Source organism: Nocardia cerradoensis NBRC 101014 (assembly GCF_000308535.1).
In the GTDB taxonomy this organism is placed as follows: Bacteria; Actinomycetota; Actinomycetes; order Mycobacteriales; family Mycobacteriaceae; genus Nocardia; species Nocardia cerradoensis.
The window spans coordinates 41,502-54,313 of record NZ_BAFW01000386.1; the positions used below are offsets into that span (position 1 = coordinate 41,502).

The following is a 12,812-nucleotide window of genomic DNA, read 5'->3' on the forward strand; positions in this document are numbered from 1 at the left end:
GTCAGCGCGGAAGATCAAGTGCCGCAGCGCGATAACGACCCGGGGGAGTGCTGTACTCGCGCTTGAATGCCTTGGCGAAGGCGAATTCGGAGGTGTACCCGACTCGTTGGGCCACAGTGTGCAACGGGGTGTCGTCGGAGCGGAGTAAGCGGCCGGCGAGGGTCATGCGCCACCAGGTCAGATAAGCGAGTGGGGACCGGCCGACCGTGGCGGTGAAGCGGCGGGAGAAGGCGGCGCGCGATAGACCGCCGAGGGCGCCGAGTTCTTCTACAGTCCAAGGCTTTTCGGGGCTGGTGTGTATGGCGCGCAGCGCGGTGGCGACGGGGCGATCGGCCAATGCGGCGGCCCAGCCGTTACGAGGGGTGCCGTCGTCTTCGGTGTCCAACCACCAGGCGCGCAGAATGTAGAGCAGCAATGTGTCGAGCAGAGACGTGACGATTGCGTCCGAACCGGGCTGGGACTCCTCGAGTTCGGTGCCGAGTAGTTCGACCGCCGCGCGCAGGGAACGGTGCGCGCCGACTCGGGGGCGCAGATGGACCACGTCGGGCAGATCGGTGAGTAGGGGATGGGCGCGCCGGCGGTCGAGTTGATATGCGCCGCAGAGCAATAACGTGACGGGCGCGCCCGGTGTGTGCGGGTCGGGTGCCGGTGGTGGCCAGGATCCGTCGGGCAGCGGATTCACCGCTCGAAGCGGCGCGGACGGATCGCTGGCCAGTGCGTGGCCCCGGCCGTGCGGCAGAAAGACGATATCGCCGGGGCCGAGCGGAGTGGGCTCACGGTTCTCGATGATCAACCATGCCGAACCTTGCAGCACGACATGGAAGCCTGTGCCGTCCGACGCGGGGAAACGCATTCCCCACGGGGCCGACTTGTGCTGGCGCGAGGAGTGCGGACGCCCGGTTCGCATCGTCGCGACGGCATCGCTGAGTACGTCCAAGCCCATATCCGCATGGTAGCCGCAATCCTCACATCGAGACGAACGGACATTTTCGCGAGACTTTCACGCATAGATCATCTCTCCGCTGGTGAATAGCGTCAGTGACATGACAACCGACGCGATTACCGCACGCACCGTCGTCTTCCACGAACTCGGTGACCCCGAGGTCTTGACCATCGAAAATCTCGACCTGCCGGCGCTCGGACCGAAGGAGGTACTCATCCGCATCGAAGCGCTCGGACTCAACCGGGCGGAGGCCTTATTCCGGGCAGGCACCTACTACTACCTGCCGACGCTTCCGGGATCCCGGCTCGGCTACGAATCCTCCGGAGTGATCGAGGCCGTCGGCGATGACGTCACCGAATACGCTGTGGGAGACAAGGTCTCGACCGGCCCGAATATCGAGATGAGCTCGGCCGGAGTCTATGCCGAGCGGGTGGTGCTGCCGGTGGAGTCGGTGGTCCCACGCCCGGAGGGCCTCGACGCGGTCACCGGTGCGGCCACCTGGCTGACCTACTCCACCGCCTACGGCGGCATGATCGAAACCGGGGGCCTGCGTCCGGGCGACCACGTCCTGATCACCGCGGCGTCCAGTGGCGTCGGTATCGCGGCACTACAGACCGCCGCCCGCATCGGCGCCATCCCCATCGCGGTCACCCGAACGGGCGAGAAGAGCCGATACCTGCTCGACAACGGGGCGGCGCACGTCATCGCCTCGGCCGATACCGATGTCGTGGCCGAGATCCGACGCGTCACCGACGGCGTCGGCGCGCAGGTGATCTTCGACGCCGTCGGCGGGCCCGGCCTGGCCGAATTGAGCACGGCCGCAGCGCATAACGGCACGGTCGTCGTCTACGGCTGGCTCGACCAGCGCCCGATGGCCATGCCCATGAACTGGCCGCTGCGCATTCTCGGTTACGCCAACATGGAACTGTCGGTCACCGCCGACGGCCGTCGGCGGATCAACCACTGGATCGCCTCCGGCATCCGCGACGGTGTGTTCCACCCGCACGTCGGCGCGGTCTTCGACGGCCTCGACAGCATCCGCGACGCGCACCGGCTGATGGAGTCCAGCACCCACACCGGCAAGATCGTCGTCAAACTCTGAGAAGCCGTTCTTTTCGCCCCGCCGCCGGATTTCCCCGGCAACCGTCATCAGGTCGCCCGGAAGCACCCTCGGCCTCCGCAAAACTGGTGCGATGTCTGCCCGCAGCCCTTTGAATTGCGGGCTGGACGCCACACCGGGATTGGTCGATCGTCGTAGGGGTGGGCGGAGGGAACACTGCACGAGAGCAACGCCGGTTCGGCCTTCGCGCATGGTGGTTGGGCGGTGCTCTCGTGCTCGTCGCGGCGGTGGTCTTCCGCGGCTGGTGGTGGGAGCTGTGCGTGCGGTGGTCGCGTGGCCCGCTGCCCGAAGCGAATCTTCTGCTCGGACATTCGGTTCTTTTCTGGGGTCGTCTCGGGAAAAGTCTTCAGTTCGTAGCCGGTCTGCCAGTGATCTTCGATCTGATCGGCGCTGCCGCGTTGAACGAATTCGGTAGACGGCACGTGAAGCGTCTGAGTAGAGCGAAAAACAGAATCGCGGCAACCCGCGACGCGGCCCGGTTACTCGAACGCCTGCGCGCACTGGAGTGTCGCGTGAAGTCGGACCTTACGGTTGGGCAACGAGGACGCGACAACCCGGAGTACGAGTCGCTGCTGGCTTCGCTGGTCGAGACGTTCGACGGCGAGCTCATGTGTGCATCGTGCAAACCTGCCATGCCCCCGGTCTCGGAGGTCGACGGCATCGTGGTCGTCGGGCCGGACCCGTGTGTATACAAATGGGAATGTGGGCATGGCCAAAAGGTTTTCGAGAGCCGGGTCGAAGCGGCTTTCATCGACACGCTGGCCGGAAGCGACAAAACTGCGTGGCGTAGTGCCGAATACGTCGACCGGCGGGTGGAGCGAATCGGCTCGGTCCTGCTGGGAGTCCTCGTCCTCGTCGCCCCGACTTATCTCATTGCCAAGTGGACGGTGGGATCGCACCTGCCAGGGCTCATGGTGGCGATCGCGATCGGGATGGTGATACTCGCACCGTTGACGTACCTGACCACGGAACCCGATAAACGTCACCGTGCCGGGGCTGTTCTGGCTTGGCTCTGGGCGGCTGTGTGCTGGCTCCCGGTCCCGATAACTCGTTCGATCGTCTGGGTCATGCACCGCGAACATCCGGCGCATCCTCTTCGCTGGATTGCTTTGGTTCTGTTCATCTTCGGCTCCCTGCTCGACCTGCTGGCCAGCTAGGTCGAAGGTTTACGGCGGCCGGTCCGGTCCTCGGTGTCGCAATGACGCGAACGACGTCGTAATCGGGGAAAAACCCACGACTGAAACCGCGCTCGTAGTAGCCGGGGTAGATGTTTACGTGAACGAAAGGGGACGGAAGTACCAGTTGCCGATTTGGAACTTCGAATCAAAGCCCGGCGGCGAGCGGCAGGAGCCGCACCGACCTGGGCTGCCCCGGCTGCACTGCCGCGCGTGCCGAACACGCCGTGGAAACGTCGGTGGCCCACTGATCGTCTCTGACGAGGTGCCGGGCCAAGGGGCCACTGTCGAAGAAGTCGCCGCTCGATATCACAGACGGGCGCGGCGAGACGGCACGAGTCTCGACCGGACAGCACGCGCCCGTCCCTCACTGGATCGCTGATGTGGCTCCACCGGTATCCGGATATGGCACGGCGCGTTCTGGCTGGCGAATCTGCCGGGGACAGTGTGGATTCGGTGGCGCACCCCGATTGCTGTCTCGGAGTAGCCTCGTTGCGGGATGGCAGGCGAAAGGCGAAATGGATGTCCAGCGGGATTGGGAATATGTTCAGCGTCTACGGGCGAATGACCGCCCTGCCCGGGCGGCGTGACGAGTTGATCGCGGTGCTGCTCGCCGGATTTCGCGCGGGCGGTGACGACAGCGGCCTGCTCCACTACAGCATCAACACCGCATTCGACGACCCGGACACGATCTGGCTGACCCAGCTGTGGCGGGATAAGGAAGCACACGACGTCACCACCCGGTCCGAGCCGGTCGCGGCGGTCTCCCGCCAGGTTCCGCCGCTCCTTGCTCAGCAGCCCGAAGGAGGTTACGGCCACGCCGTCCATGTCGGCGGTCGAATCGCCGAGGGGTGATCGTTGTCGCCACGGCCTCGTCGACGGACCGAATGCTGTTCCGATGCAGAAGGTTTGGATCGAATACGAAGACTCGAGGGGGCCAGCTGCTGTGTTGAGCTGGGATGAGTTCGGTTCAGCTCTGGCCGCGGAGTTGGCGGGGCTGCCTGTTGGCGCGCTGATGGTGATCGAGGAAAGAGGTGAGTTCGGTCGCTACGTTCAGTTCGTTCACATGGACGACAACCTGTATGCCGAGCTGATGAGTGACCGGAATCCCGCCGTCACGCAGGCGCAGACACCTGAGCAATGTCAGCTGATTGCTGGACTCGGATGGCGGGAGCCCGGAACTAGCCCGGAAAGTGATTCGAATTGGTGGACGGCGCTGAAGTGTCCGATCCGCACGGCGGACTATCGTCGCCTGGCCACGATGGTGGTCTCAGGCCTGCGGGATGGGCTGGGAATGTCGAGCCCGGGAGACCTGACCTATCGAGCATGGAACTCTCTTGAAGGCAATCTTCCATTGGAAGTGTCCGGTCTGGATATCGCCCGGGCTCCCGAACCGCCGCTAGCGCGGGGCGCGGCGTGGCCACCAAGCGCTGACTACTCCCCGTTGACCTCCCTCTGTTCGGTCGGTCCGTCAGCACTTCGGGGGGAGGACGCCTCGGACGAATCGGCCGATAACTCTGCGTCGAGTGCCCTTGCACCCGAGGGTATTTGGGAGCCGCCCCCGCTTCCTGGCGACTCTTCCTCGGTCGGCGGTAGTCTCACCGACTGTCGTGGCTCTTCGGACTACCTCAGGTCGCCACCGTTCAACCCGCCTGCGCCGCCGGCCGACCTGTCGGAAATGACGTCGTCGGAACTCGTTGAGTTCGTCCGATGGATCCGGAACCTGGCGTGGGGCTGGAACATCTACGACATCGGGAGCGTGATCACTGCTGCCGGACTCATCGACCTCGTGGACCTGAACCCGGACGGTATTGCGTTTACCAGCAACTACAGCACCGGACGTTTCTATCTCGACTTCTGCGGCGAGAGGGTCGCGTACTTCGACGCTCCCGTCGCCAACCTTCCGGACTTCGAACACGATGGCACCCGCCTCCGCAATGCCATGGCGCGGATGACTGATGCACTGACCGCCGAATACGGTAAGCCAATGGAACTCCCCGCACCGGTCGGTCTCGAGAGGTACGGGCCTTACATGGAGTGGGTGGGCGCCGAAAACACGGTGACGTTGTCGCGTGACGCGCTATCCGTGCGGGCGGTGTTCCGACTCAACGAAGGGGCGACGGTCGTGTGCGGCGAGGACGAGCATGCGCGCCGGGTCGCCCTCTTCGGCAGACCGCTGACCGGTGACGACTTACGTCTCCGGTGGACGGACAGCGGCTCTTCGTAGTAGTTCGTCGGTATGGCCGATCTGGTCCCGAATGCCACACAGCGTGGCCCCATCCAGGGAATAATCGGGGAAGTCGTTGCGTGACAAGGCATGTGAATGACGGGGGTGGTGTGATGAACGACTATCTGTCTCTACTTCCATCGACTTTGCAGTGGATTTCCAGGCAACTCGACTCGGTGTCGCCGATACCGTGGCCGCTGTGGATCGGTGGGTTGTTTCCGGTCTACGTGGCCGTCGTATCGGTGTTGCTCTGGTTTCTGCGCGGTTCGGTGTGGCCGGTTCAGTGCGCTTATCCGCGGACGAGCAAGGGGCGACCGTGCCGCAATTGGGTGCCGGGCGAGTGGATGCGTTGTCGTCACCACAATCGCCGTGTCAGATATCGGTACGGGCACGAGGTGGTGAAACTGCAACGCTGGCAGACCCTGACCAGGGGAAACAAGATCGTGGATCGGCCGGAGGTCGGCGTGGGAGCACTGAGGCTGCGCCCTGCGAACGCGACGCTGCTGTACGAGAGAGGTTACGCCAGACCACCTTTGGCGGTGGTCCGGTTGCTGCCGGACAAGCTCCGTGCCGGGCTGCGACGGCTCGGTGAGGCGCGCTGGAGCAAGCCGGCGCAGCCTGAGGAAGCTGCGCGGCCCGACCACCAGTCCTACGAATTGATCGCCACGGAACGGCGGACCGATATCGCGAAGGGGCTGAATCAGGTGGTCCGGGCAACTCAGTTCGCGACGGTCGCCTTCTGTGTCGCCATCGTGTTCACCATCGTCGCGACTGTGCTCCGAGACACCGCCCAAACCGTTCTCCAATATGTGGCGACGCTGGGATTCGTATTGGCCTGGGCTGCAACCAGTGCGGGAGTTTACGGGCGAAGCGAAACCTGGCTCAAAGGCGCGTGCCTCAAGTCTCTGAAGTGGTGGGCGGGTATCTTCGTCCCGGTGGGGCTATTGAATCTTGCCTTCACGGTCATGAACAAATCCCCCGCATAGCGCCGCAAATCCAGGGAACGGCTGCCCCGGGCGACGCGGGGTGCTGTGCCAGGAAGTGTCCTGTCGACCGTCTGTCGAGTCGCCGTCTGCCACCAGGCGGGGCCCCCACCCCGGCCAGACCGTCGACCTCAGGAATCAGCGCGTGTCTCTCGGCGATGGATCCGTGCGTGCGGAGGTGGGGCGGAGGTGACGGTCGCAGACGTTCGTTCTGAGACATTCGAGGGTGCAGCTCACCGAGCAATTCACGACTAAAACCGCCCATTCGTGGTAGCCGGACGGTATGGCCACGCACGTGAACGAAAGGGAACGGAAGTACCAGTTGCCGATCACGGGTGGGGTGCCGCTGGATGATATGCCCGGTATGACCCTGGACCCGCTGACCGAGGAGCAGGTGCTGGACGCCGTCTACCACGACACCGCGGATCTGCGGTTGGCGCACAAGGGAATCACGCTTCGGCGCCGGACCGGTGGGGACGATGCGGGGTGGCATGTGAAGGTGCCGCTGGGGGAGGATACCCGTGAAGAGATTCAGGTCCCGCTGGGGCGCGGGGGCAAGTCGGCGCCGCAGGAGCTGACCGACATGCTCGCGGGGATCACCAGGGGCCGGCCGCTCGCGCCGGTCGCGCATATTCGGACGAAACGGCGGAAATGGCGGCTGCTGGACGATCGGGGCGACGTCGCGGCGGAGATCGTCGCCGACAGCGTGTCGGGTCAGACGCTCGGCGAGTCGTCGTCGGTGATGTCGTGGGAGGAGATCGAGGTCGAGTTGACCGGCGGTGGTCCGGATGTGTTCGACAGCGTCGAGAAGAGACTGGGTAAGCCCTCGGACGCGCCGCCGAAGGCGCTGCGCGTCCTCGGTGTCCGCACGACGCAGCGTCCACCCGAGCGGGGTCTGCAGGGCTATATGCGCAAGCAGGCGGACAAGATGATCGAGCAGGACATCCTGATTCGGCGCCACAGCCCCGACTCGATACACCAGATGCGGGTCGCCGGTCGCCGCCTGCGCAGCATCCTGCAGGCCTTCAAGGGCTCGCGGGATCTGCGCAACGAGTTGAAGTGGCTGTCCGGCGTCCTCGGCGATATGCGTGACCTCGAGGTTCTGCACGACCACCTGGTCGCGGAGGTCAGGGCCTTGCCGGACGAACTGGTGATCGGCGAGGTGCGCCGGCGGCTGACCGAGTCGTTCGTCCCACGCCGATCGGCGGCCCGCACCGACGTGCTCGAGGCGATGAACAGTGAACGATATTTCGCGCTGCTGGACTGCCTGGAAACCAGCCACCGACTCCCGCTGAACCGCAAGAAGGGCAAGGGGCTGCGCAAGACCCGTCGCCGCGTCGACCGCGCCGTCGACGCCATCGGCCGGCTCGGCACCGATCGCGGCCTGCACGAGGTGCGCAAGGCGGCGAAACGCACCCGCTACGCGGCCGAGGCGACCGGCAAGAAGAAGCTGGCCCGCCGCATGAAGAAGTTGCAGAAGTCCCTCGGCGTCCACCAGGACGCGGTCGTCGCGCGCGCCGAAGTACGCAATCTCGGCGTCCAGGCACACCTGGCGGGTGAGAACGCCTTCACCTACGGCTTGCTGTACGGCAGGGAGGTACAGCGCGCCGAGAAGGTGCGGCAATCGCTGCGGCTCGGAGAGTGACAGGTCCGAAAACTAGGCGCATCAGACGTCGGGGTCCGCGAAGCGTGCGATGGCGCGGGCAATCGCGTCGCTCATGGCGGGGCTACCGGTGTGGCCGGAGTCGTCGATGACGTGCAGGCGGGCGTCGGGCCAGACTTTCGCCAGTTCCCAGGCGGTTTCCAGGGGCGCGCTGAGATCGAGGCGGCCGTGGATCAGTTCACCGGGGATTCCGGCCAGCCGCCCGGCCTCGCGCAGCAGCACACCTTCGTCGAGCCACGCCGCATGGGCGAAGTAGTGGGTGCAGATCCGGACGAAGGTGAGCATCGCGGTGTCGGGCTTGGCGCTGTATTGCCCTGGGCGGCCGAGGGATTCGTGAGCGATCACCGCGTCCTCCCAGCGACGCCACTCGATCGCGGCACTGCGGCGGATCTCCGGGTCCGGGTGTTCGAGTAGCTGCCGGTAACCGTCGACCAGGTCACCGTCGCCGGGCAGCCCGGCCCGGAATCGCTCCCATTCGACGGGCAGCAGCCGTGCGACACCCTTGTACAGCCAGTCGATTTCGCGTCGGCGGGTGGTGGTGATGCCGACCAGCACGATCCCGGTGACCCGCTCCGGGTATCGCTCGGCGTAGGCGAGGATGAGCGTCGATCCCCACGACCCGCCGTACAGCAGCCAGCGGTCGATGCCGAGATGGATGCGCAGCCGCTCCATGTCCGCGATGAGGTGCTCGGTGGTGTTCACCGCCATGTCGGTGTCCGGGTCGGCGGCGCTCGGAACGCTCCGGCCGCAACCGCGCTGGTCGAACTGCACGATCCGGAAAATGTTCGGGTCGAACGACTTTCGTGGTCCGGGACTGCTGCCGCTGCCCGGCCCGCCGTGTACCACCAGTACCGGCCGGCCCGCGGGATTGCCGCTGGTGCACCAGTACACCCGATTTCCCTGGCCGACCTCGAGCAGGCCGTCGGCGTACGGGTCGATCGGGGGAAAGGTCGTCGGCACGGTTGCCGAGGTTAGCGGAACAGCGGTCTCGGCGTCGACGACTCAGTCCGGGATCAGGGCGTACACCTGCACGACGAATTCCTGTGTCGTGCCGGAAGGGTCGGCGATGTAGAAACCGCGGCGCGACAACGACTTCCGTTCCAGCGGCATGCGGGTTCTGCCGCCGGAGACGATGTTCGAGAGGACGCGCTGGTCGTAGTTGGCCCGGACGTCGACCATCACGCTGAACTTGATCACTTCGGTGCCGGGACCGGTCCGCCAGAGCAGTTCTTCCGCCTCCGCCGGCACGGACGCGAACGAGAAGTTGTCACTCGCTCGCGCCTTCTGATTGCGCCGAGGCTGTGGATCCGACCGGACTTCGGCGACCAAGACCTCTCGCATCGCTGCCCTCCCTGTATGTCTTGTGCCGCTTCGGGGATGTCCTCGAATCTTAGCGGCTGCGGCTGTCCGATCGCCGGTTCGTGATGTCATCGGTGTCGTGGGACCGCCCGAGGGCGGATGAGTGTCCCGGATTCGTACTCCTCCATCGCGTGCGCCAGCCAGCCCGCCGTACGCGCGACCGCGAAGATGATTTCGCCCGCACCGGGGATCATGCCGAATACCGCGGCGAGAACGCCCAGTCCGAAATCGCTGTTGATCGCGGGCAGGCGCCGATGCCGCAGTTCGGCCGAAATCGCCTCGGCCACAAGCAGAGCCGTATGCTGCGGTGCGAGCGCTCGGATCGCATCCACCAGGTAGGTGCCGCGGGCGTCGCCGGAACGGTAGACGGCGTGGCCGGCGCCGGGAATGCGTTCACCGCGACGCAGACGCTCGTCCAACGCCTCGGGTACGGAGCGCGGGTCGGTGATGTCGGCGAGCATCCGCTCCACCGCCAGCGAGGCGCCGCCGTGCATCGGACCACCGAGAACCCCGAGGCCGCAGCCGATGACGGCGTACGGGTCGGCGTGCGCCGAGGCCGCGATCCGGGCCGCGAAGGTGGAGGACGCCAGCTCGTGATCGGCCAGCAGAACCATTGCCGCGCACAGTATTCGCAGCTCGTCATCATCGGCGGGTGCGGAGGCGGACAGTCGTGACCAGAGCATCGCGGCGGCGGAGCGGCCGACCGGGACGGACAGTTGCGGGAGGGCCTCGATCATGCCGGCGATCACGGTGCGGGCGATGGTGACCACGGTCGCGCGGTCGCGGTGGAAACGCAGCGGATCGCCGACGGCCAAGGTGGTCACGATGAGTTGCAGCCGGTCGATCGGGAGCAGGCCCCCGGGCAGGCCGGCCTGTGTCGCGCGCGCGGCTGCCACCGCCTTCTCGGAAGATTCCCAGGGTCCGCTGTCGACGAGGTCGCCGTCCCACAACCATTCGGCGACTGCCTCGAAGCTGTGCGATGCGGCCAGTTCGACGGCGTCGCGACCGCGGAAATACGGCCGGTCGGTGCCGAGGGTGGTGATGCGGGAGACGATATCGATTTCGGTCGGCGCGGGTTTGCGGCGCGGTTTACCCCGCCTGGCCAGCTCCTCGATCTCCGCCGGATCGAACAGGCTGCGCCGACGGGCCGGGTCGTAGCGGCGTTTCAGCACGCCCCGGCTGACGTAGGCGTAGAGGGTCGCGGGCTTCACCCCGAGCCGTTCGGTGGCCTCGGCGGTGTCCATCCACTCCATGGGTTGACCATAATCAATATTGATTACGGCTGTGCAGCGGCGCACAGTTCACTCATGCATCTGGTAGCGCAATTCGAGTTGCAAGCCAAGGCTTGCGACAAGCTCGGTTCACCGCTGTACGGCTCCCTGCTGCGCGATATCGCGCGCGATATCGATGATCGCGGACCCTGCGCCGCGGTTCTAAAGGGCTACGAGGACATCGACTTCGATTCCGCGGTGCCGTTGCGCTTGCTCGCCGGCGTGCACGCGCTGGTATTGTCCGGCGCCGCAACCGATCTCGCCCCTTTCTATCCCAGCTCGGGAGCCTCGGTGCGCGCCCACGATCCCGCCGGTGCGTGGGATCCGTTCCGGCAGGTCGTGGCCGATCGGGCCGAGTGGATTCGCGACTGGCTGACTCGTCCGCCGCAGACCAACGAGGTCGGGCGGGCCGTTCCGCTGCTGGCCGGGCTGCTCGCCGCGGTCGATGCGACGCCCCTGCCGATCCGGTTGCTCGAGCTGGGCGCCAGCGGCGGACTCAACCTGCGCGCCGACCATTTCCGCTGGGACAGTGGCGATATCGGCTGGGGGCCGCAGGATTCACCGGTCACGATCGCGGACGCGTGGCGAGGGCCGATCCCGCAATGGCTGGCCGGTGCGGTGCGACGCCATCCGCAGGTCACGGTCGTCGAGCGACGCGGGTGCGATCCGACGCCGCTGGATCCGTTGTCGCCGGGCGATGCACTCGCATTGCGCGCCTATGTCTGGCCGGATCAGCAGGCGCGTGCGGCCCGGCTCGACGGAGCGTTGCGACTGGCGGAGAAGATCCCCGTCGATATCGCCGTGACCGGGGCCCGCGAATTCCTCGCCGGAATCGATGTGGAGCCCGGCACGCTGACCGTCGTCTGGCATTCGGTGATGCGCCAATACGTCGGCAAGGGCGAATGGCGAGCGGTCACCGCCGAACTGGACCGGCTGGCCGCGGCCTCGCGCGCTGACGCCGGATTCGCCTGTGTCGCTTTCGAACCCCAGAACAACGCCGACGATCGCTACGGATTCCGGCTCACCGTGCGGATAGGCAGGAACGACCCGGTGATACTCGCCCGTGCGATGCCGCACGGTGTACCCACGTTCGCCTATCCCCTTGACGATCCCGGAAACACTCTAATCGGAGATCTGTAAGTCGCCTCGAGCTTGCCGAAGGGCGGCACCGAGCGCGGTCCGGAGATCACCCTGAATCCCTGCGGCCTCGAACCGGGCGTACCACGCTCGGTCGATGTCGGAGACGGCGGCGCGAGCGGCTCGGACGGCGCGCTCACCCTTCTCGGTCAGAACGATCAGCCGTGCCCGACGATCCGACGGATCGGGTTGTCGTGCAAGGTAACCCAGATCTACCAGGTCGGCGACGAGTTCGCCCATCGATTGGTGGGTGATACCGGCGCGCGCGGCCAGGGTGGTGAGGCGGGTGCCCTCCGAATCGATGTTGTAGAAGACCGGGTGGTGGGCGGCGGTGATGTCGGGATAGCCGGCGGCGTGCAGATTCGTCACGAGTTCGTCGACGATGGACGCGCTGATCCCGCGCAACAGCGCGACGAGCGGCTGATTCACCTGTTGCCTCCTTCGGGACGTGCCCTGGACAGTAAGCAGGCTACCTGCCTATAATTTGCGCAGGTAGCCTGCGCAATGAGGTGGTTGTCATGCGTAAATCCAATGCCGCTGCCGGCACTCTGGTCTTCTTCGTGCTCACCCCGGGGACCGTCGCGGGTCTCATCCCGTGGTGGATTTCGCGCTGGGACTTCCATCACCTCTGGCTCGCCGCGCGCATCCTGGGCGTTCTCGTGATCGGAGTGGGGCTGATACCGCTGATCGGTGCGTTCATCGAATTCGCCCGTGCCGCAGGAACACCCGCACCGCTCGCGCCCACCGAGACGCTGGTCGTGAGTGGATTCAATCGCTATGTCCGAAATCCGATGTACCTCGGTGTCGTCATGATCATCGCCGGTCAATCGTTGCTGTTCGGCCAGATTGCGCTGCTGCTCTACGCTGCTCTCGTCTGGGCGGTGACGGCTCTGTTCGTCGTCACCTACGAGCAGCCGACTCTTGCGGCGCGGTA

At 65.8% G+C, this 12,812-nt stretch carries 13 protein-coding genes; 8 read left to right on the forward strand and 5 right to left on the reverse strand.

The genetic code is table 11. From position 1 onward, the window contains the following. Window position 1: 1 nt before the first annotated feature. Window positions 2-943, reverse strand: a complete 942-nt coding sequence (locus ON23_RS34425; protein ID WP_210743524.1) for an AraC family transcriptional regulator — start codon at window positions 941-943, stop codon at window positions 2-4. Between the two features lie 100 nt (window positions 944-1,043). On the opposite strand from ON23_RS34425, the gene ON23_RS34430 reads away from it, so the two are divergent. The 6 genes from ON23_RS34430 to ON23_RS34455 all read left to right on the forward strand — a co-directional run bounded on the left by ON23_RS34430 (window position 1,044) and on the right by ON23_RS34455 (window position 8,093). Then, a complete protein-coding gene (locus tag ON23_RS34430; RefSeq protein WP_039783906.1) occupies window positions 1,044-2,045 on the forward strand; it encodes a zinc-dependent alcohol dehydrogenase family protein in 1,002 nt (333 codons plus the stop codon). A gap of 230 nt (window positions 2,046-2,275) precedes the next feature. Beyond that, window positions 2,276-3,220 carry a hypothetical protein gene (locus ON23_RS34435; RefSeq protein WP_157170378.1) on the forward strand — a complete coding sequence of 315 codons (945 nt, stop codon included), beginning with the start codon at window positions 2,276-2,278 and terminating at the stop codon, window positions 3,218-3,220. Window positions 3,221-3,760: 540 nt separating this feature from the next. Beyond that, a complete protein-coding gene (locus ON23_RS34440) occupies window positions 3,761-4,093 on the forward strand; it encodes a putative quinol monooxygenase (RefSeq protein WP_083904421.1) in 333 nt (110 codons plus the stop codon). Window positions 4,094-4,136: 43 nt separating this feature from the next. Beyond that, a complete protein-coding gene (locus ON23_RS38365; protein ID WP_143860040.1) occupies window positions 4,137-5,465 on the forward strand; it encodes a DUF6301 family protein in 1,329 nt (442 codons plus the stop codon). A gap of 113 nt (window positions 5,466-5,578) precedes the next feature. After that, on the forward strand, window positions 5,579-6,451 hold the full coding sequence (locus tag ON23_RS34450) for a hypothetical protein (protein ID WP_143860042.1): 873 nt from the start codon (window positions 5,579-5,581) through the stop codon (window positions 6,449-6,451). A gap of 280 nt (window positions 6,452-6,731) precedes the next feature. Further along, complete coding sequence (locus ON23_RS34455) at window positions 6,732-8,093, forward strand: CYTH and CHAD domain-containing protein (protein ID WP_039783917.1); 1,362 nt, start codon at window positions 6,732-6,734, stop codon at window positions 8,091-8,093. A 21-nt stretch (window positions 8,094-8,114) separates the two neighbouring features. Here ON23_RS34455 and pip read toward each other — a convergent pair whose 3' ends face one another. The 3 genes from pip to ON23_RS34470 all read right to left on the reverse strand — a co-directional run bounded on the left by pip (window position 8,115) and on the right by ON23_RS34470 (window position 10,723). Further along, window positions 8,115-9,071 (reverse strand): prolyl aminopeptidase, encoded by a 957-nt coding sequence (pip, locus tag ON23_RS34460; protein ID WP_039783919.1) that lies wholly within the window; start codon window positions 9,069-9,071, stop codon window positions 8,115-8,117. Between the two features lie 42 nt (window positions 9,072-9,113). Beyond that, on the reverse strand, window positions 9,114-9,452 hold the full coding sequence (locus tag ON23_RS34465; protein WP_036500106.1) for a hypothetical protein: 339 nt from the start codon (window positions 9,450-9,452) through the stop codon (window positions 9,114-9,116). 86 nt (window positions 9,453-9,538) lie between these two features. Next, window positions 9,539-10,723, reverse strand: a complete 1,185-nt coding sequence (locus ON23_RS34470; RefSeq protein ID WP_039783924.1) for a citrate synthase — start codon at window positions 10,721-10,723, stop codon at window positions 9,539-9,541. 54 nt (window positions 10,724-10,777) lie between these two features. Here ON23_RS34470 and ON23_RS34475 point away from each other — a divergent pair, with 54 nt between their 5' ends. Then, entirely contained in the window at window positions 10,778-11,881 is a 1,104-nt protein-coding gene (locus ON23_RS34475; protein WP_039783927.1) for a DUF2332 domain-containing protein, read from the forward strand. Here ON23_RS34475 and ON23_RS34480 read toward each other — a convergent pair. After that, entirely contained in the window at window positions 11,864-12,307 is a 444-nt protein-coding gene (locus tag ON23_RS34480) for a MarR family winged helix-turn-helix transcriptional regulator (RefSeq protein WP_051043748.1), read from the reverse strand. The two genes, ON23_RS34475 and ON23_RS34480, sit on opposite strands and share 18 nt — an antisense overlap. Window positions 12,308-12,396: 89 nt before the next feature. On the opposite strand from ON23_RS34480, the gene ON23_RS34485 reads away from it, so the two are divergent. Then, a partial coding sequence (locus ON23_RS34485; RefSeq protein ID WP_039783929.1) for a methyltransferase family protein occupies window positions 12,397-12,812 on the forward strand: 416 nt, incomplete at its 3' end.

Excerpts from the sequence above, each read along its gene's own strand:
- ON23_RS34425 (WP_210743524.1), bottom strand. The coding sequence starts at position 943 with ATGGGCTTGGACGTACTCAGCGATGCCGTCGCGACGATGCGAACCGGG.
- ON23_RS34430 (WP_039783906.1), top strand. The coding sequence starts at position 1,044 with ATGACAACCGACGCGATTACCGCACGCACCGTCGTCTTCCACGAACTC.
- ON23_RS34440 (WP_083904421.1), top strand. The coding sequence starts at position 3,761 with ATGTCCAGCGGGATTGGGAATATGTTCAGCGTCTACGGGCGAATGACC.
- ON23_RS38365 (WP_143860040.1), top strand. The coding sequence starts at position 4,137 with ATGCAGAAGGTTTGGATCGAATACGAAGACTCGAGGGGGCCAGCTGCT.
- ON23_RS34450 (WP_143860042.1), top strand. The coding sequence starts at position 5,579 with ATGAACGACTATCTGTCTCTACTTCCATCGACTTTGCAGTGGATTTCC.
- ON23_RS34455 (WP_039783917.1), top strand. The coding sequence starts at position 6,732 with ATGGCCACGCACGTGAACGAAAGGGAACGGAAGTACCAGTTGCCGATC.
- ON23_RS34465 (WP_036500106.1), bottom strand. The coding sequence starts at position 9,452 with ATGCGAGAGGTCTTGGTCGCCGAAGTCCGGTCGGATCCACAGCCTCGG.
- ON23_RS34470 (WP_039783924.1), bottom strand. The coding sequence starts at position 10,723 with ATGGAGTGGATGGACACCGCCGAGGCCACCGAACGGCTCGGGGTGAAG.
- ON23_RS34475 (WP_039783927.1), top strand. The coding sequence starts at position 10,778 with ATGCATCTGGTAGCGCAATTCGAGTTGCAAGCCAAGGCTTGCGACAAG.